At 59.9% G+C, this 18418-nt stretch carries 16 protein-coding genes and 2 pseudogenes; 11 read left to right on the forward strand and 7 right to left on the reverse strand.

The genetic code is table 11. The features are described from left to right. Positions 1-164: 164 nt before the first annotated feature. On the reverse strand, positions 165-1700 hold the full coding sequence (locus ABIB91_RS11310; protein WP_354167889.1) for a peroxidase family protein: 1536 nt from the start codon (positions 1698-1700) through the stop codon (positions 165-167). Between the two features lie 324 nt (positions 1701-2024). Continuing rightward, positions 2025-2258, reverse strand: coding sequence for a DUF3551 domain-containing protein (locus ABIB91_RS11315; protein ID WP_007596464.1), 234 nt, complete (start codon positions 2256-2258; stop codon positions 2025-2027). 254 nt (positions 2259-2512) lie between these two features. Here ABIB91_RS11315 and ABIB91_RS11320 point away from each other — a divergent pair, with 254 nt between their 5' ends. The 6 genes and pseudogenes from ABIB91_RS11320 to ABIB91_RS11345 all read left to right on the forward strand — a co-directional run. Continuing rightward, entirely contained in the window at positions 2513-2851 is a 339-nt protein-coding gene (locus tag ABIB91_RS11320; protein ID WP_007596462.1) for a hypothetical protein, read from the forward strand. 150 nt (positions 2852-3001) lie between these two features. Continuing rightward, the gene (locus tag ABIB91_RS11325) at positions 3002-3517 is read left to right on the forward strand and encodes a hypothetical protein (RefSeq protein ID WP_354167894.1); all 516 of its coding nucleotides are present in this window, start codon (positions 3002-3004) and stop codon (positions 3515-3517) included. A gap of 40 nt (positions 3518-3557) precedes the next feature. Continuing rightward, positions 3558-4040 (forward strand): transcription elongation factor GreA, encoded by a 483-nt coding sequence (greA, locus tag ABIB91_RS11330; RefSeq protein WP_354167897.1) that lies wholly within the window; start codon positions 3558-3560, stop codon positions 4038-4040. 54 nt (positions 4041-4094) lie between these two features. Continuing rightward, positions 4095-4772 carry an SNARE-associated domain-containing protein gene (locus tag ABIB91_RS11335; RefSeq protein ID WP_007596452.1) on the forward strand — a complete coding sequence of 226 codons (678 nt, stop codon included), beginning with the start codon at positions 4095-4097 and terminating at the stop codon, positions 4770-4772. Between the two features lie 771 nt (positions 4773-5543). After that, the gene (locus ABIB91_RS11340; RefSeq protein ID WP_354167900.1) at positions 5544-6875 is read left to right on the forward strand and encodes a tyrosine-type recombinase/integrase; all 1332 of its coding nucleotides are present in this window, start codon (positions 5544-5546) and stop codon (positions 6873-6875) included. A 1124-nt stretch (positions 6876-7999) separates the two neighbouring features. Further along, positions 8000-8677: pseudogene (locus ABIB91_RS11345) on the forward strand (MmgE/PrpD family protein); the annotation flags it as partial. 113 nt (positions 8678-8790) lie between these two features. Here ABIB91_RS11345 and ABIB91_RS11350 read toward each other — a convergent pair. The 5 genes from ABIB91_RS11350 to ABIB91_RS11370 all read right to left on the reverse strand — a co-directional run bounded on the left by ABIB91_RS11350 (position 8791) and on the right by ABIB91_RS11370 (position 11635). Next, positions 8791-9054 carry an IS630 transposase-related protein gene (locus ABIB91_RS11350; protein ID WP_354167903.1) on the reverse strand — a complete coding sequence of 88 codons (264 nt, stop codon included), beginning with the start codon at positions 9052-9054 and terminating at the stop codon, positions 8791-8793. A 133-nt stretch (positions 9055-9187) separates the two neighbouring features. Beyond that, positions 9188-10177, reverse strand: a complete 990-nt coding sequence (locus ABIB91_RS11355; RefSeq protein WP_354167906.1) for a hypothetical protein — start codon at positions 10175-10177, stop codon at positions 9188-9190. Further along, the gene (locus tag ABIB91_RS11360) at positions 10140-10601 is read right to left on the reverse strand and encodes a hypothetical protein (protein ID WP_354167909.1); all 462 of its coding nucleotides are present in this window, start codon (positions 10599-10601) and stop codon (positions 10140-10142) included. The genes ABIB91_RS11355 and ABIB91_RS11360 overlap by 38 nt, the downstream gene beginning before the upstream one ends. Further along, complete coding sequence (locus ABIB91_RS11365) at positions 10561-11169, reverse strand: nucleoid-associated protein (RefSeq protein WP_354168087.1); 609 nt, start codon at positions 11167-11169, stop codon at positions 10561-10563. The genes ABIB91_RS11360 and ABIB91_RS11365 overlap by 41 nt, the downstream gene beginning before the upstream one ends. A 46-nt stretch (positions 11170-11215) precedes the next feature. Further along, entirely contained in the window at positions 11216-11635 is a 420-nt protein-coding gene (locus ABIB91_RS11370) for a hypothetical protein (protein WP_354167912.1), read from the reverse strand. A 318-nt stretch (positions 11636-11953) separates the two neighbouring features. Between ABIB91_RS11370 and ABIB91_RS11375 the strand changes: the two genes are divergently transcribed. The 5 genes and pseudogenes from ABIB91_RS11375 to ABIB91_RS11395 all read left to right on the forward strand — a co-directional run. After that, complete coding sequence (locus ABIB91_RS11375; protein WP_354167915.1) at positions 11954-13501, forward strand: Fic family protein; 1548 nt, start codon at positions 11954-11956, stop codon at positions 13499-13501. An 84-nt stretch (positions 13502-13585) separates the two neighbouring features. Beyond that, positions 13586-14416 (forward strand): hypothetical protein, encoded by an 831-nt coding sequence (locus ABIB91_RS11380; RefSeq protein ID WP_354167918.1) that lies wholly within the window; start codon positions 13586-13588, stop codon positions 14414-14416. A gap of 847 nt (positions 14417-15263) precedes the next feature. Then, a complete protein-coding gene (locus tag ABIB91_RS11385; protein WP_354129002.1) occupies positions 15264-15542 on the forward strand; it encodes a helix-turn-helix transcriptional regulator in 279 nt (92 codons plus the stop codon). Further along, positions 15532-16875 carry a type II toxin-antitoxin system HipA family toxin gene (locus tag ABIB91_RS11390; RefSeq protein WP_354167922.1) on the forward strand — a complete coding sequence of 448 codons (1344 nt, stop codon included), beginning with the start codon at positions 15532-15534 and terminating at the stop codon, positions 16873-16875. The genes ABIB91_RS11385 and ABIB91_RS11390 overlap by 11 nt, the downstream gene beginning before the upstream one ends. 303 nt (positions 16876-17178) lie before the next feature. After that, positions 17179-18337 (forward strand): annotated as a pseudogene (locus ABIB91_RS11395) (IS30 family transposase); the annotation flags it as partial. Between the last annotated feature and the right edge of the window lie 81 nt (positions 18338-18418).

Below are 18418 nucleotides of genomic sequence, written 5' to 3' on the forward strand. Positions count from 1 at the left end.
TGTTGCTAAAGGATTTCTCCATTCGAGATGCGAGTCAACAGGAAGCGGACAGATTTGCGTTAGGGAAGCACGCCTGCCAGGATCCATCCGCCCGCCCGTCGAGGCGAGTGGGCCACAAGGCCGCTCGCACGACGAGCGGCCTTGCATCATCGTCCGTCACCCGCTCAATGCAGCGGATCGCCCTGGCCGAGCGCGTAGGCGACGAGGTCCTTCAACGCGAAGCCGGAGCCGGTCACCGGCGTCCATTGCGGGTCGAGCGACAGCACGGAGGAATTGTCTCCGAACATCATGCCGAGGAAGACCTCGGCGACGATGCGACCGCCGACCGGTCCGAGCTGCGGTGTCCTGACCGTGGCGGGCCCGCCGGTAGCGGGGATCGCCATGTCCGTCGCGTTTTGCCGCGCCTCGGCCAGGATGTAAGCCCACAGCGGGCAGTTGCCGGCGAACACGCCGTTCGCGATGCTCGCGATCTTGACTTGCGGATCGCCCGCGCCGGGCTCGTCGACGGCCTTGCCGATGATGATCTCGTCGTCGCTCAGCGGCGTCAGGTTCATCGCCCTGGCGACGGCCTGGCCCGACGGCAGTCCGAGCCGCCAGCTGCGCTCGAGATTGCGTAGCGCCAGCGACGCCGGATTGGAGGCGACTTCCGGGGGCAGCTTGCGCAGCGGGTCCACCAGCGAGGCATCGATGCGATAGGCGAACTGCAGCCGCCTCTTGTTGTCGGGATTGGTGTCGTCGTCCTCGGCGCCATAGGGGCGCGTGTCGAGATCGATGAAGCGGCCCCAATCCATGGCGCGTCCCGGTCCCATCGCACGGAAGCCGGTCAGTGCGTTTTGGTCGGGATTGTTGGGATCGGGGAAGATCTGCAGCAGCATGTTGGCCGCGTCGTTCAGCCGGTAGCCGGGGCGGATCATGGAGTGCCCGAGCCGGTAGGCCGCGACCGAGAACTCGACCGGCATGAACGGATAGGTCTTCCAATGGTAGTAAGCGAGCTTGCTGCGGTCGTAGTGACCCGCGGTCTTCAGCTCGTCCAGCACGCTGGCGTGGACGATGCGCGGCAGGAAGTCGTTCAGCACGACATACTGATAGTGGAATCGAACGCGCTGCTGCACGTCTTCGAACGACAGGCTGTCATTGTCGTCGACCATGCGGTTGTGAAAGCGCAGCATCAAGGCCTGGAATTGCGAGACGATGCTGTTCTCGTCGTTGCGGGGATCGCCGATCAGCGCGCGGCCCTTGAAGCGCGGCAGGTCGACCGCATCGGGCACGCCGGCGCCCGTGACCTTCTCGCCGAGCCGGAACTTGATCCCGTCATACATGTAGGGCTGGTCGTTCGGACCGCGGCCGTAGAGATTGTCCATGTCGAGCGATGGCGTGCGGAAGTCGACGAGCCCGTCGGGATCCTGCTGCTTGGTCAGAGAGCTGACCGGATCGAAGGTGATGTCGTGATCGACGAACTGGCCGAAATAAGTGTAGAGCGAAGGAATGCCGCTCTCTTCCGCGTCCGGCCCGTCCTTCGGCCCGTCGAAGCCGGCGATCATCTTGTCGGCGAGCGCCGACAGGTTTGCGATCGTGCCGGAATCGTTCGGGCCGAATTTGGCCGGTGCGAGCTTGCGGAACATGCGGCCGAAGCGGCCTTGCGAAAGCGGCGAACGCGTTGCGTTCAGACCGCGCGGAACAATTGCGTGGCGGCTGCTCATTGAAACACCTTCCTGAAAAGTCGAATGAAACAGATCGGGCTAAAGTTTCTCGCGCTGGGGTTTGCAGCCTAGGCGCGATCACGCCTGCCACGAGCGAGATGGATCACAATTGCCCGGCATCGAAATTTTCGGAAGGTGCGCCTTGCCCGCAAGCCGCGGCTGCGCATCGTGAATTTCTCCGTGGCGATGACGGATAACATTCTCGTCATCGACGGACGCAGGCGGCTTCGCACCGTTTCAATTCGCCGGGGCGTCGGCGAAGCGGATCGGCTTCACGTAGAAATTGTGGCGGCGCGCGCGTCATGCGCGCACGCCGCCAATTCGTCAGTAGTCGCGCTGCTGCGAGAACGCGTAGCGCGGGTTGATGCCGCAATAAGACGATGTGCCGGAGGCGGTGGCGAGGCACTGCTGATAGCTGGCGAACTGGCAATTGCCGGGGTAACCCCACGAGCGGCCCTGGATGCAATATCGATCGTTCGCAGGATGTGCCTGGGCGGCCGGGGATGCTACGGCGAGCAGGGCCGCGAGCGATGCGAGAGTGAGGATGGTGCGACGCATGTCAGTCTCCTTCGAGAGCGAGTGGGTGGGAATGTCAGCGAGCCTGGCTCGTCTGTTGCGCAGTCATGCCTGTGTTGGTGTCGCCAGAATGCCTTGCGTTCGCGACAAGGCACATCATGACGCAGCCTGCCGCCGGCAATGTGATCTCGGCCACAGTTCACGGTGGGGTTCGAGCCTATCGTGAACGGACTTGCACGCGTCGATCCCGGAGAACTACGCTTGCCTTATTCGGATCAGGTATTTTGGAGGTTCTAATGCAGAAATCATACTTGCTGGCTGCGACAGCAGCGCTGGCGCTTCTCATGCAGACACCGCTCGCGTTGGCGCAGGGCGCACCAGCCGCCGCCGGAACCGCGGCGCCTGCGACGACAACCGCCGCGCCGGCAGCGACGACGACCGCGCCGGGCGCAACCAATGACGCTTCCAGCCAGCCGACCGACTCCAAAAAGAGTGCGTCGAAGAAGCCGGCGAAGAAGAAGATGACGCGGCAGCAGGAGATCGATCACTCGGTCGACAGCGGCACGGTGCCCGCGCGCTACCGCAGCTCGGTGCCCAAGCAGTACCAGCAATACATTCCGTTCGATAAGCAGTGACGGATCGCACGGCGGCGCGGCGTGATCGGGCATCGCACCGCCGGTGCCATCGCGTCAAAATAGGACCTTGGCCGGGCGGAATCCGGCCATACATCCCCAGTGGCGGTCCGCGCGAGCGGTGCTAGAGTAGGCCGAAGCCTAGGGGGACTAATGAGTGACGACGTGAAGGATGCTGGCCTCGTGGCCATGATCAGCAGCATCCTGGGAGGCAACAGGCGCGCCGCAGACAGTATTGTGCCGCCGCCGCTCATCGAGGTTCCGCCGCCGACAGCGCCGACGAACGGATTTGAGCTGGCCGAGCCGCCCGCCGCCGATACGCCGCCGGCCAAGGCCGAGAACAACGCAGAGAACAATTCCGAGAACGCGCCCGGTGCGGCGGCGGCTGCCGCGAAGCCGGTCGAGCCGCCCGCGAAGATCGCGACGACGCCTGATGGCAAGCAGTTGCTGCCTGCTGAAGCGATCGCCGATCTCGTCCTGGGCGAGCTGCGCAAGCTGGAGAATTTTCCGGCGACCGGTGCCTCCGTCACGGTCTACGGTTACAGGCACTGGAATGCGATGATCACCTTCGCGCCGTTCTCGACCACATTCCGGGATGCCACGCGGTTCCGCCAGGCCATGCCGGACATCGTCTTCAAGCTGCGCCGTTTCGTCGAACTTGAGATATGATCCTGGCCATGAGCCCGAACAGTTCGACAGGAATTTCGACTTGAGCGTTGCCTTTACCAAAGAAGAGAGCGCGGAAACCGCCGCCGAGACGCTGTTGCCGGATCGGCCGATCTCGCCGCATCCAAACCTCGTGACGGAAGCAGGCCTGCAGGCGTTGCAAAGGCAGCTTCAGGACGCGCGCGAAGCCTATGAAGCTGCGCAAGCCATCGAAGACGTCAACGAAAAGCGCCGGCAATCGGCAGTGCCCTTGCGTGACGCCCGCTATCTCACCGAACGGCTGCGCACGGCGCAGGTCGTTCCCGCCCCGGCCTCGACCGAGGTCGTCGCCTTCGGCAGCACGGTGACCTTCAGCCGCGCCGATGGCCGCGTGCAAACCTATCGCATCGTCGGCGAGGATGAAGCCGATCCCAAGGCAGGCACGATCTCGTTCGTGGCGCCGGTGGCAAAGTCGTTGATGGGGAAGGCGGTCGGAGATGTCGTGGGATCGGGTGCGCAGGAGATCGAGATTTTGTCGATTGGGTAGGGGGCGTTTATCGATGGTTTCCGCTGTGTCTGCGCAACCAAGCGCGATAGCTGGATGAGGCGGTTTCTGTCGGGGGCGTTGCCGTTTTACGCGCTGGCCGGATTGGCCATGTGCATGTACCTCGTCCTGTACAAGACTGATCTGTTCGACTTGAACGCCGTCGTCCAGGATGCAACCGGTTCGTCGTGGTTTCCGGTCTTCATATTCGTCTGCGTGCTACTCGAGTCGGTCTTCCCGTATTTTGGCTATTTTCCCGGAACCGCTCTTATCCTGATGTCCGTAGCGCTCAATCCGAAGCCCGCGGACGTCCCCGTCTTCATCGTGGCGTGGTTGGCCATCATCGCGGGCGCCGTCCTGAGTTACGGACAGGCTCGCTTTTTCAGACCGCTGTTGCAGCGGGTTGCCTCAAAGGCGGCACTGAACCGCTGTGAGTCCCTCCTCGACGCCTACGGCCCTTACGCGCGCATTGCCCTGTTCGTTCATCCCAACGCCTGCGCGATGTATTTCACGGCGCTCGGACTCCTCGGCCGCAACCTGACGCGCGAACTCGCTTATCTCGGCGTGGGGGCAGCAGCCTCCGTGGGCGTTCTGTTCGTCGTCGTGAGCAGACTTGTGTCGTCCGTAGGCACCACCGACGACGGGGAATTGCAGCTGCTGCTGGCCGCAGCACTGGTTGCCATCGGAACCCTGGTCGGTCTTTACGCGGCTTGGCGGCCGGCGCGGGCGGCTTGAAGCTCGAGGAGGCGTGCGCGTCAGCCGGCGCGGTCTCACCCCTTGCTCCGTCATTGCGAGCGCAGCGAAGCAATCCAGTCTGTCTCCGCGGAAAGACTCTGGATTGCTTCGCTACGCTCGCAATGACGAGGGGAGATCATGCGCAAAACAAAGAGCTAGTGCCCCAAGGGCGATGGCCCAATACTCCCGCTCAGGCCACCGCGACGATGCCATCATGCCGGTGTTTTGCCCGACGAGTCAAATCCGATTTCGGAAAAATAGCATGGTTGTAACCCATTGATCCGACTGATGCCGGCTACTGTGCATGGGGTTGTTTTCGACATTTTGTGATTGAGACGGTCCCGACACGCCACTGTGTGTCGACGATAGGTCCACAATCAGCAGGGTTCAGGAAGGTGGATGGTGGGCGCACAAGGGATCGAACCTTGGACCTCTCCCGTGTGAACCACAATATGTAGTCCCTAGCCAACCCGAGCCAGCCATAGTAAAAAGTAGATAAGTGTATGCGTTAAGAAGGATTTCGCCATATGCGGCCATAATAGGCCACAAGTGACCAAACTACATTTTGTATGCCCCCGCTGTGCCCCCGTGCCATCTTCCCTTGGGGCACACAAATCGGGGAGGGTCGGTGCCCATCTGTTCTTCAAGGGCCGTCCTTCCACGCTGGTGTGCCCCGAGGCGGAAAAAGCGAAGGAAAGTCAATGATCACTTTCCCTCGCTTCGATGGTCCCGGCGGCTGCGGGGCACACCGCGACAGGGAGCACAGGGAAAATGCCGGAGCCGAGCAACCAGCTGACACTCACCGATGCTGTAATCCGCAACGCGACGTTGCCGCCGGGTAAGGCGCAGCATTATCTCCACGACGACAAGTTGCCCGGCCTCGCGCTGCGCATGCGCGCTACCGGTGGCCGGACCTGGGTCTACCTTTTCACCAAGCCGGGGGTGAGGGGAACCCAGCGCAAGACCCTCGGCCCCTGGCCCAAATATAATGAGAAGGCAGCGCGCAAGGCCGCCACCATCGCCGCAGGCGAGGTCTTCAAGGGCGTGGATCCGAACGACGCCAAGCGCGAGGCGAGGCGGCAACAGGCAGCCGAGAAGCAGCGCACCACGCTAACCACCCTCATTGTTGAAGATGGTCCCTACCAGGCGTCCTTGACCGGACGCCAAGTCGTCAACTGGAAGCCAGCAATGTCGGCGCTGCGGCGCGGGCTCAAGCAACACGCCGAGAGCGCCGTCGGAGACCTGACGCGGCGGCAGATCATGGCGGCCGTCGACAAGATTGCCAAGACCGGCAAGCGTGGGGCGGCCAAGGACCTGCGCAAGCACACCCACACCTTCCTCGAATGGTGCGTCGGCGAGGGTTATGTCGACCACAATGTGCTGGCTGGTTATCGCGAGCCGAAGGAAACCCGGGCGCAGCGGATCTTGCGCCGCACCAAGGGACGCGCGCTGAGCGATGACGAGATCATCAAGGTCTGGCAGGCATCCGGCAAGCTCGGGACTTTCGGGCTTCTGGTACGGATGTGCCTACTAGGCGGCCCGCGCCGCAGCGAGCCAACCATGATCGAGTGGTCGAAGCACGTCATGGACGACCGCATCACCTTCGATGCCACATGGACCAAGATGGGCCTGCACCACGACCTGCCGCGCACCCATCTCGTTGACGAGGTGCTCGCGGCCGCGAAATATTTCCAGCGGGCAACTTCCGACTATGTCTTCCCGTCACCAAAGACCGGCGGCCTGATGTCCGGCTTCACCAAGATGGTCGACCGACTGGTCAAGGAAGCGAGCGTCGCCAAGTTCACCATGCATGACTTACGGCGGAGCTTGCGCACCATCATGTCACGCTGTGGCTATGACAACGAAATCCAGCGGTTGTGTGTTGGGCAAAAGCCAAGCGGAATCGATCAGGTCTACAATCACGACGAACAGTGGATCATCCGCAAGATGGCATTCGAAGCAGCTCACGACTACATTGCGGAGTTGGTCGGCGCGAAAAGGGTCGGCAAAATCGTGCGCCTGCAGCGGACGAATCCGCTAGACCCGATCAAGGCCGAGCTCCTCGGGCGTCTGCGTGAGCATTATGCGGCTGAGGGGCCTTAGTGGTTTTGCCGCACTTGGCCAGATAGTCCCGCACTGCATCGACACGATAGAGTGGCCGGCCATCGACGTAGCGCCATTTCAGGGCGTGGTTCGGATCGCGCCGCCACTGCTCCAGTGCGCCGGGCGTGCGCCGGATAACCGCGGCCGCCTCTAGTGCCGTCAAATTAGAGCTGTTCGGCAATGTATCGACATCGAAGGTCGCGGGCGGCGGCATGCCACGGTTCTTGCGAGGGCGCTTCGTGGCAGGCGGCATCTTGCTGGAATCTGCCGGCCCAAATACCTCGGTCCGTGTCTGTTCGTTCTTGCCCGGCATGCCTCCTCCCCGAACCATGATCGGTCTCTGATGCGATAAGACCGTGGGCTGCTCCAGCAAGAAAGGAATCAAGTGCACAGGTATGGCCGCTGGATAGCTATGGCGTACAAAAAGGACGCCAATCTTTGCCGAGACCCTGACTGTGAATCGGGGACCGAACGATATCCTAAATGTTCGCTGGAGCTCGCATCTGTGGCATTCCGATCGGAGCACGATTGATTTAGCTGCAGATTCGGAAGGCGTACGACCAGCAACCAAGCCGTTCTGAGCGGCAGGATATCGATCAGGTTTGTTGATTGTATAGAGGTTTCGTTTGATTTCGTTCGCGTTTTGTTGCGGTTCGTTCAGGTTGTTTCTGGTGCGAAACTGGTGCGGCTCGTCTGCAATCGATGGGACTTAGGGCATTGCGTTCTGTTGGTGGTAACGTGAGAACGCAAATTAGTCCCGGCGACCGACGGCAAACGAATTCCGTACGCCATCGTGCCGGCTGATCCCCGCGGCCTGTCAAGGTCAGCGTCCCGGTGCTTGCGCTGTGGATTGTGCTTTTGGCTTCGCGTGCTCCATTCTTTGACGGCGCGACCATTGTCGATTTCTGAATTTTTCCACTAGGCTTATCGCGATTTTGTTGCAGCCCTTAGTGGCGCCATCGGAGCCGTGCAGCAATTTCATAGCGGAGGCTTTCATAAAACGTCGTGAATTTCTTGCGCGATCCGCAACGGCCGCATGCGCGAGCTTCCTTCTGGAAAACGGGTCCGACGGTTCTCGCCTCGTTGGATCAGCGATTGCCGCTGACGAGGGGGATCGGCAGAAAGTGACGCTTGAGCAGAAATTTTCCGAATTCGCACTTTCGCTCAAGTATGAAGCTCTGCCCGCCGATGTTATCACCTCTGCCAAGCGCGTGCTTCTCGACACCCTGGGATGCGCATTCGGATCGGTAGGATCCGAGCCTTCGAATATTGCTCAAACTACTATTCGCAAGACTTTCGGAGACGGCGATACAGCCACAGTGATCGGCTATCCGCGGTCAGCTACCATAGAAGGCGCGATATTCGTCAATGGCGTCCTCGTTCGATCCCTCGATCTGAACGATACCTATATTGGCACCGAACCACTTCATCCGAGCGAGGTGCTGCCGACGGCGATTGCTCTATGCGAGGAGAATGGACGATCTGGCCGCGAGCTCATCGAAGCGATAGTCGCAGGCTATGAGGTCAGTATGCGCGTTAATGACGCCATCTCCTTCATTGAGCGCGGCTTCCACCCCGTTTGCGCGGCCTCCTACGGCATCCCTCTGATTGCGGGCAAGATCTGGGGGCTTCCAAAAGAGGCCATCGCCAACGCGGTTGGAATTTCCGCCGCCCGCGGCTTCACGAGCTTCGTCATCAACAGCGGCGCGATCAGCATGATGAAAGCCATGGGACTTGCCGCCACAGCCGCAGACGGCGTTTTCGCGGCGCGGCTCGCCGCCCAAGGCTTCACCGGGCCTTCCGGCACGCTGGAATGGCTGACGTCGAAGATGAAGCCGGTCAAGGAGGGGCTTGCCGTCGATCTTGAGCTTGCGCGATACCGGCTGCCGGAGGTGGCCTTCAAACGCTTTCCCATTCAAATCGAGTTACAGGCCGTAGCGGAGGCCGGCGCATCGCTTTCCTCGAAGGTCAGGGATCGCATACAAGATATCTGGCCCGGAGCAACGCTGCCCGTCTCATCGACCCGCTTCATCCAGCCTATCGCTGTGCTGATCGCCACTCCAAACTGCTTGGCGTCCCGATTGCGGGACATTCCGCCCTCAATCGCCGCCACCACCCGCTTGCGAAGATCCAAAGAATAAGGCTTGCCCATCCATGCTGCCCTCCGCCCAGCCAGCATGGTGAATCAGAAACAGACTGATTTGAGATCTCCAAATCGATTCAGCCTAACCCATCCCGCTTTAGGGTCGAAGCAGACATGATGAGCGTGTGATGGGCTGCGCGGCTAGTAGAAATCTTGAAACCGCTCGAATTTACGGCGGCTTTGCCGGAGGCGGCGGAACTGGTGCTGGGCTGGGCGCGACGCCTGTAGCGGGGCTCGAAGATGAGGGCGTTACATCGTGTAGAGTGTGGACACCGGCGGAAACGAGAGCTCCGATCAATAGTCCATAGACAACAAGCAGTACGGCGCGGGTCTCCCGATAGTTCTTCATCGCTTGTTCGATGGGCGTTTCAGCGATTTCTTCCCGCTCGCGAACGGAGATGTAACTAAAAAGACTTTGCATCCAGCTCCGTCGGGACGAGGCTTGGCTTTGGAAGAACGCGCCATTGATCCGCCACTGCAAGGCGAACGACAGGCCGATGAATGCGGCGGCCGCAAAGTAGAATAAGGAAGAGATGAGAGGACCCGGTGTCTTGGCCGCATCACCCAGGATTTTCAGTATGAAAGGCGCTGCCGAGACGGCCAGGTCGCGCCAGAGCGTAGCCGCAAGATCCTGCGCCCGTTGCGCTACCTTCTGAGTTTCATCAATCACGGTCTTGCGGAGATCGGCGAGCGCCTTCAGAGTCTCGCGGCTCGATGATTGGACGTGAGCTTCATAGGCAGCTTTGGCCGCCTCAAGCGCCTGCTCCAATGTCGTAGCGAGATCTTGCTGAGGACGGCTCGCCCGAGCCAACTCACCGGAAAAGAGCAGGTGGCGTGCCTCGACATCTGTCCCCGAAAGAAAAACCCAGTTGGCGGATTCAGTCAATCGAGAACGAGCGCCGGGCAGGGCAGGATCATCGGCTCTAATGCGATAGATCGGAGGCGTCGCCGCGTGCAGCCAGACCTGGCCATCCTCGAGCCAGGCGCGGGAGACGAGACCGCCCAACAATCTGCGGGCAGAAACCGTTTCCCAAGCTTGATACGCCGGCGATGAAACCGCTGGCGCGGCCAATAACAGCCAGGGATTGAGATCGGTAACGATTTCACGTTCGGGGACAAAGTCACGAACATAGCGAGTCGGGTCGATAGACCCAAGCAAAGGCTCCGCTGGCGGTGGCGTTTGCGCGAAATCCCATGAAGCGAACTCCAATCCTCGTGCGCGAAATGCCTGATTGGAATTCAAGTCGGCGATCGCGACGCGCGGGAGCAGAGTTCGTTGCACCAAATAATGTGGGATGTCGAGCGCAGCCGTCGGCAGTCGGCTTTCCGAGCGTGATCACGATCTCGCGCGTCGAATCAAAAATATCACCCGTAACGAGATCGCCACCGAGTGCTGGATTATAGACTTGCAATGACGAGAACGGCGTTGGGACGTCGTCGACGAACCCGAGCCAGGCGATCTGCGCATCGACAGACGGCAGCCGCCCTCGCAACACAAGGGCGTCAATACGTTCGTCCGCCACGGCGCCGTTCGCGACAAGCTCACGTACGCGTTCGACCAGATGTGTTGAGCTCGAAGTCATCGAGTGTGATCTTGTCCCTAATGATGATCTCGCCCTTGTCGCGGTTTACCGAAATGACTGAAGACATCAAACCGACAGGGAAGGTCAATTTGACCCCGCTTGCCGTCTCGACGCGACGGTTCTTGGGCGCCTGAATTGCGTTCTTTTGGAGCACGAACGATTCGCCCGCCATTCCTTCGCGCTTCAGCTTTGCCTTGAAGTCTGTCAGCACGGGGCTATCATCAGGCAGCGGCCCGAAAATGCTCTTCAGCCAATTTTCAGCACTTTCGCCGTCGATAGAACCGCCGGACTGGCTGGCGTCGTAGAGGCGTTGCGCCAGATTTTTCATCGCGTCCCGCGGAAGTATGTCTTTGTGCTTGTGCGCAATGTTGCGCGTGACCTCGACGATTGTCCTTGTCAACTCCTCTTCCGTTCGCTGGCGTCGTACGAGCAAGAACTGTTCGAAATAGGCTGCAGGCCGCTGCGGATTTTGACGATCGACAACGCAGATTTCGTCGCGCTCTTTGCCCAGCTTGATGAGCGCGGCTTTCTGCAGGGCGTTGCGGTTCTGGACAAAAGTCCGCTCAATCTCGCCGAAGGTCGGCTTCGGCTTCCGAACGCCCGCGACTGACGTCCTAGTCGTAACTGAGAACCTTTTCGTCCTCGAATTTCAGAAGCGCAAATACCCGGCCACCTGAACAAGACAGCGAGAAGATCAAGAAGGCACCGACAGCCGTGCTGCCTCCGTGAGCTTCATTGAACGCTGTTGCGAGTTTCTCGCTCTCTTCCTGGAAAGTCGCCCTGTCCCGGCTGATCCGAGCCAGTTGCGCCCGCACCGCCGCGTCCGCGAGGAATTCGTATCTGTTTCCGCTGTTGACCGATCGGACGCGGCCCAGGAAAAAGGATGCGTGTCGACCGGCGTCGAACGCCGTTAGTAGCTGAAAATGTTCTTCTCCCGGGCCGACAATATGAAAAACGCTCTGATCAATGCGCAGGCTTTCGAGTTCCTGCTCAGGGCCATACACCACCATAGAACATAAAGAGAACAATCGCAATCGCGCCGATTTTTATTCCAAAATCTACGTCGTGTTCCGTTAAGAATCCTGCATCTTGTTAAGAATTCCACCCGACTTGTAGTCGAGGGGCCTGCGTATGGACGGTTGAAAGAGGGCCGGTCATGCCACTTGGATTGCTGGTTATCCACGAGGGTTCCTTTGGACCGGGGGAGGGAACATCTAGGCTATGTGCGTGAAGACTTTTCATGTTTAGCGTATGACGCGAAGGTTTTTCGCTATATATGAGGTGTTTTCGGCTCGAAGGCTAAATTGAGAGTGAAATTCACGACCGAGAACCTTTTTCACGGATTTGGCACAATGGAGACGGATTTTTCAGGGCCCGTGAGTGTTTTTCATGACCGGAGGCTGCCGGAGGTGGCAACTCCTGTTGGCTATGCGGCGCTGCTTGACGCCTACAACCTATCCGCCCCGGTCCCGCGCATGCTTTCGGCCATCGGAACAAAGCACCGTATCATTGAGCAAGGGGGATGGCGCATCTATACGCCGCGGCATGCGCCGGACGCGACGCTTGAGGGACATCTCACCTTCGCTCTCAAGAATGAAGGACTCGATCTTGCAATCCTGAAGCGGCTTTTCCTCGCCGTGAACGAGGATCAGATTGCGGACCTTGTAAGACAGAAGCCGACCGGTCTGTACACGCGTCGTATCTGGTTTCTCCATGAATGGCTGTTGGAGCGCCAACTCAATCTGCCTGCGGCAGATAAGGTCTCTTACGTCGATGCCGTCGATACCGAACTCCAATACGCTACCTCCGGGCGGAATTCGGCACGGCACCGCGTCCGCAACAACCTGCCAGGAACCCTGGAGTTCTGCCCGCTTGTTTTCAAGACTGCAGCACTGAGCGAATTTATTGCGCAGGATCTCAAGGAGCGCGCGCGTGTCGTCGTGAGCCAAGTGCCGAAGGATCTGCTCGCGCGAACTGCCGCCTTCCTTCTCCTCAAGGATTCAAAGTCAAGCTACGTCATTGAAGGAGAGAGACCGCCACAGGACCGTATCCAGCGATGGGGCAGGGTCATCGGTGAAGCGGGACGGGCACCGCTCGATGAGGCGGAGTTTCTGCGCCTGCAGCGCATTGTGATCGGCGATGAGCGCTTCGTGAAACTTGGTTTCCGTAACGAAGGTGGTTTCGTCGGCGAGCATGAACGCGAGACGCAAAGACCTATCCCAGATCATATCAGCGCGCGTCACGAAGATATCCCCTCCCTCGTGCGGGGACTGATCGCGTTCGATCATGCGGCGGAAAACGAGCTTGATCCCGTCGTCGCTGCCGCCGTGCTCGCCTTCGGGTTCGTTTACATCCACCCGTTCGAGGACGGCAACGGACGCATTCACCGATACCTGATGCACCATGTTCTGGCACGGCGCGGATTCAATCCCGCGGGGATCCACTTTCCGGTTTCTGCCGCGATTCTCGACAAGATCAGCGAATACAAGAGTGTGTTGGAAAGCTATTCGACTAGATTGCTTCCATGTGTTGAATGGGAGTCGACCCCACAGGGCAACGTCAAGGTCTTGAACGATACAGGTGATTTTTATCGTTTCTTCGACGCGACGCCCCACGCCGAGTTTCTGTACGAATGCGTGCAGAGGACCATCGAACAAGATCTTCCAAAGGAAACGCAATTTCTGCGGAGCTTCGATACCTTCCGCGCGGGCATCGAGAACATGATCGAAATGCCGGAGCGGACGCTCAATAACCTCTTCGGATTCCTGCAACAGAATGGAGGGCAACTCTCAAAGCGCGCTCGCGACGACGAGTTCTCCGAACTAACGCCGGATGAAGTCACGAGGATTGAGGAGCTTTATCAAGCGGCGTTCTCGAACGACTCTGGAACGGCGAGTTGACTTGTCAGAGTGCCACCTGAATTGGGGCCTGTCGGATCAGATGCTGGTCGAGCCCTTCGATAAAAAATAGCGCTCTCTATCGGCGTGGTCGCAGCTAAGACGCGCCGCATCGGTGAGTTTGGACCCTGGGAGGTTATCTTCTTTTTCTTCTTTATCCGCATCCCGCCAGAGTTTCCCCGCAGAGGACTGTACGCGCGCGTCTCGCGCGTGGATTCATTGAGCACGAGCCCTCATCGCCGTGCATCCTTCGAATTTGATTGCATCGATGCCGACTATGTTGATGGCGCCGGACCGCGGCTCTTGGACGGTTTTCGTGCTGAACAGACCAAACCATTCGCGCTCCTGCGCGTAGTGACGACGCCAGCCCGATTTGGCCACTTTGCGGGCGCGACACCGGCGCCAGCCGATTGGTTTTATCTCGAGATCGAGCCGGATGGCTCCGGCCTGCCGGCATGGCACGCTCAACTTGAAGGCAACGGCTACTCGGCGCACGCACGCGGAGTCCTCACCTACGCGCGGCAGCTTGATACACCGGACAAGACCCGGGGGCCGCGATCGAGACCCCAGACTCTCGGTGCCGCTGCCACCCCACGGCTAGGGCTGCCGAGTTCGCTCGTCAGTGCCTGTGCGCCACTGCCGAAGCCGGCAACGCGCGCCGCAATATCGACTGTTCTAAAAAGGGTCCCACAAGCGGCATCTGTCCTGGTCAGTGATGTCGGTCAGGCAAACTTTGTCTCCCTATGCGATGATCGCGGCCGCGCCATTCTGCACTTCGATGTCGGATTTCCGATCTCCTTCAATCGCCATACATTCCCCTCCAATTTCGACATCAATCGCAGCGAGACGCCGCCGATCGTTCTCTCGCATGGATTGGGATCATCTTCACGGTGCCTTCCACCTCCCGCATCTGCTTGAATGTCGCTGGATTGTTCCCAATCAGCGGCTGGGGCCTGGCGCGGCGCGACTGGCGCGAATACTCGCCGAAAAGGGCAATCTGCTCGTACGCCCCCCCAACGCAAGAATCCGCTTTCCGTTTGGTGAATTGGTAAGGAGTCGAGGCCCGGCCCGCGATCTCAATAATAGCGGATTGACCATCCTTGCCACGCTCACTAGCGGACGGTCGGCCTTGCTGACCGGAGACGCGGACTATGCGCACCTCATGCATGCCAATGCCACGAAGGTAGATCACCTCGTCGCAACTCATCATGGTGCGCGCTTCAATGCGGACGCGGCGTCGGTGCCGATGCCGAATAACAGGCATGGCCAACTGGTGATTTCCTACGGATATCGCAACGTCTACCGGCATCCACACGCGGAAGCGCTATCTAAGCACGCAAACTCGGGTTGGACGACGTGTCTGACCACCGCCGGGCGAAGAGGTGTCGCAAGCCGAGGCGATCGCATCATGAATTGACATTGGAAAGCCAAGGTTCTGGCGCTGCACCTTTCAGTGCGGCCGGCACTTCGATGCCTCGTGATCGACGCCGAAGTTCATATTGCGTAGTTTGCCGCCGCAAGGTTGCACTCGTTAGCCGTGCGGAGTTTAAGCTTTCTGGGAAATCTTGTGGCATCTTCAGGCGCCAATATAAGAATTTACGGTAGCTTAAGGCGCCAAACGATTGACACCGCAAGGAGGAGCGGCCATACCTCTGGGAACCATAAGGCGCCAAAAAGCCTTTTTAAGGAGCCTTAAGACGCCATGCCTCCTCGTAGCCAATTAATCAGCGCGCCACCCTCAGCCGTTCAGGAGGCGATCAAGCGCTTGGGCAACAATCTCCGGACCGCGCGCCTGCGCCGCAACCTGAGCCATGCAGAGCTGGCAGCTAAGCTGGGCGTAGATCGTCACGTCATCGCTGACGCTGAGAACGGGAAATTGAGCACCAGTGCCGGCGTGTATGTCGGCATGCTGTGGTCAATGAATCTGCTCCCGTCGCTTGCCGACGTTGCCAACCCGAAGAACGATGAGGAGGGGCTCGCTCTAAGCGGCGTCGATGAGCGCGAGCGTGCGCGACAGCGGAGAGGACCAAGCAATGCCTTCTGAGGAGTGTTTCGTCTACATCACGCTGCCAGGCCAGACAGAACCGGTTACGGCGGGCCGGTATCAACTCGACACGACACGCCAAGGGGTCGCCGTTGGACAATTCGTCTATGGCCGCAGCTACCTCGAGCGAAAGGATCGCGTCGAGTTCGATCCAGTCGAGCTCAAGATTCAAGTCCCTCCGTTCCGGACAACGAAGCTGCGGGGCAATTTTGGCGCGTTGCGGGACAGCTCTCCGGACGCCTGGGGACGCAAGCTGATCGAAACTCGTCTGGGCAATCCGTCGCCGAGCGAAATTCAATTTCTGCTCAATTCACCCGACGATCGCGCCGGCGCCTTGGGTTTTGGACTTAACGTGCAACCGCCGGCACCTGTTCGTACCTTCAACAAGACGCTGGACTTGGCGCGTTTGCTCGAAGTGGCCGACCAGACCGTCGCCGCTGAAAAGGATCCAGCAGCACGAGTACCAGCAGGCGCTGACGCTGAACAGGCTGAGGCGTTGATGCGTGCGGGCACCTCGATGGGAGGCGCGCGGCCGAAGGCTACTGTCGAGGACGACGATGCGCTTTGGCTCGCGAAATTCCCCCATCGCGACGATCGATGGAACAACCCGCGGGTCGAGCACGCCATGCTGACCCTTGCTCGCGAGTGCGGGATCTCGTGCGCGGAGAGCCGGATGACCACGATCGGCGACAAGGATGTCATCCTGATCAAGCGGTTCGATCGGAATAAGGCCGAGAGGGGTTACCACCGCAGCAGGATGGTGAGCGCCTTGACGCTGCTCGATGCGGATGACACGCTCGACACTGTCGATAAGCGTCAAAAATGGTCATATCTTCTGTTGGCTGACGAAATACGGCGAGCCGCATCCGGAAGTCAGTCGAAGGATCTGCCAGAGCTGTTTCGGCGGGTGTGCTTTAACGCCCTCATCTCCAATACCGACGATCATCCACGTAACCATGCCATCTTGGCAAAGGACCAGGCGTGGTCGCTGTCGCCGGCATACGACCTCACACCGAACCCGATGATTGCAATGGAGCGCAGGGACCTGGCGATGGCATTCGGCAACTGGGGACGATACGCCAACCGGGTCAACTTGCGGTCGCAGTGCGAACGTTTTCTCTTGTCCAGAGAAGACGCCACGGCAATCGTTGACGGCATGAAAGCTACCATAGATGAGGCCTGGTATCGAGTCTGCCGGCACGTTGGTGTCAGCGAGCGGGATTGCGAACTGATCCGCAGCGCGTTCGTTTACGAAGGGTTCGGTTACAATTTGGAGGATCCGACGATCGCAACCGACGAAGTCGAAGAGCTGCCGACCATCCGTCCACGCTAAGCAAGCGGGAAACGAGCGACAATCGCAGGATCAGCGGTCCGTCGCAACCTCAACGTCTCAACCGGCTAGCGATCATCATAACCCAGACCGTCTATGCGCGCGCGCAATCGTTGCGCGGCACTCGTCGGATGCGTACGACTAACTGAAATGACGGGCTCTCGTGATGCCGCCCCTTGATGTAGGCAGGTCGGACGTCGGCCAAATCACGGCTATAGGACAGCTTGTCCTTAACGCGCACCGAATGTCACCTCACGAACGGCGGAGTCAAACGGTCGTCGCAACAATCGGAGGTTGGAGGTTGCGATGAACGTTGTAATGCGTCGATCGGCGGGGTCAGGACGAGCTCCGTTGCCATCGCCAGGACGGCCCTCTGTTGCAGGGCGCAATGAACAGAACAATTTTTGCGGGCGATTGCCGCTGGGTTAAGCAGCGAAGCTGCTGCACTCGAAGCCGGATTGTCACAACCTGTCGGAAGCAGATTATTCCGAAAGGCGGGCGGCATGCCACCAGCGATGTTCGGAACTTCGGCAAAGGCGCTCTCCGGGCGGTACCTCTCGTTGATTGAGCGCGAGGAGATCGCACTTCTCAAGGTGCAGGGCCATTCCATACAGGAGATTGGACGTCGCCTGGGGCTGGCTGCTTCGACAGGCTTCTGTGAACTGCGGCGCAATGCGGCCACCCGCGGCGGCGGGTTGGAGTATCGGGCAAGAACTGCCCAGTGACATGCAGATCGATCCGCCCGCCGGTCCAAGCCGACCAATGTTACGCTGAATGCAACCTTGCGCACTTATGTGGAGGAGAGACTTGCTGGCGGCGTCGTTGCCCCGACCGGCGCTCCCGTTCCTGGTCCCGCCGTTCCGTGGAAGGGGGGCCGGCATGGCCCGCGCAAGGATCGGCGGTGGGCGCAAAGCCTGGAGCCCTGAGCAGATTGCCCGACGCTTGCCGATCGACTTCCCGGACGACAAGGCGATGCGCATCAGCCACGAAGCTATCTATCAAGCTCTCTTCGTTCAGGCCGCGGCGCGCTACGCCGAGAGCTGACGGCGTGCTTGCGAACCGCGCGTGCGTTACGGATGCCTAGGGCACGCGTAGGCAGGCAAGGCAAGGGCTTTGTTTGCCCGGAGATCATGATCAGTGAGCGCCCTGCTGAAGCTGCCGATCGAGCAGTCCGGGACGTTGGGAGGGAGACCTCATCCTCGGTGTTGGCAGCTCAGCAATCGGCACGCTAGTCGAGCGCACGACGCGCTTCACGATGCTATTGCACCTTCCCCGGTTGGCGGGGCATGGCGAAGCTCCGCGCGTGAAAAACGGACCTGCGCTCGCGGGACACGGGGCCGAAGCCGTGCGCGACGCTATCACGCGCACCGTCATCACTTTGCCCGAAGAGCTGCGTCGCTCGCTAACCTGGGATCAGGGAGCCGAAATGGCTCAGCACGATCGTCTCAAGATCGATGCGGGTATCCCGCCGTAACGGTTCGGCCGTCATCGGCCGCCTCGGCGAATCTTCTGAGCAGCAAAAATGCATCCGATCAATCAGCCGCCG

This window comes from Bradyrhizobium sp. JR4.3, assembly GCF_040547695.1.
GTDB classification, from domain to species: domain Bacteria; phylum Pseudomonadota; class Alphaproteobacteria; order Rhizobiales; family Xanthobacteraceae; genus Bradyrhizobium; species Bradyrhizobium canariense.

Bases quoted from the DNA above. Each gene is read 5' to 3' on its own strand.
- ABIB91_RS11335 (WP_007596452.1), top strand. From the start codon at position 4,095: ATGAGGCGGTTTCTGTCGGGGGCGTTGCCGTTTTACGCGCTGGCCGGA.
- ABIB91_RS11390 (WP_354167922.1), top strand. From the start codon at position 15,532: ATGCCTTCTGAGGAGTGTTTCGTCTACATCACGCTGCCAGGCCAGACA.
- ABIB91_RS11375 (WP_354167915.1), top strand. From the start codon at position 11,954: ATGGAGACGGATTTTTCAGGGCCCGTGAGTGTTTTTCATGACCGGAGG.
- ABIB91_RS11340 (WP_354167900.1), top strand. From the start codon at position 5,544: ATGCCGGAGCCGAGCAACCAGCTGACACTCACCGATGCTGTAATCCGC.
- ABIB91_RS11315 (WP_007596464.1), bottom strand. From the start codon at position 2,258: ATGCGTCGCACCATCCTCACTCTCGCATCGCTCGCGGCCCTGCTCGCC.
- ABIB91_RS11360 (WP_354167909.1), bottom strand. From the start codon at position 10,601: ATGACTTCGAGCTCAACACATCTGGTCGAACGCGTACGTGAGCTTGTC.
- ABIB91_RS11350 (WP_354167903.1), bottom strand. From the start codon at position 9,054: ATGCTGGCTGGGCGGAGGGCAGCATGGATGGGCAAGCCTTATTCTTTG.
- ABIB91_RS11320 (WP_007596462.1), top strand. From the start codon at position 2,513: ATGCAGAAATCATACTTGCTGGCTGCGACAGCAGCGCTGGCGCTTCTC.
- ABIB91_RS11325 (WP_354167894.1), top strand. From the start codon at position 3,002: ATGAGTGACGACGTGAAGGATGCTGGCCTCGTGGCCATGATCAGCAGC.
- ABIB91_RS11310 (WP_354167889.1), bottom strand. From the start codon at position 1,700: ATGAGCAGCCGCCACGCAATTGTTCCGCGCGGTCTGAACGCAACGCGT.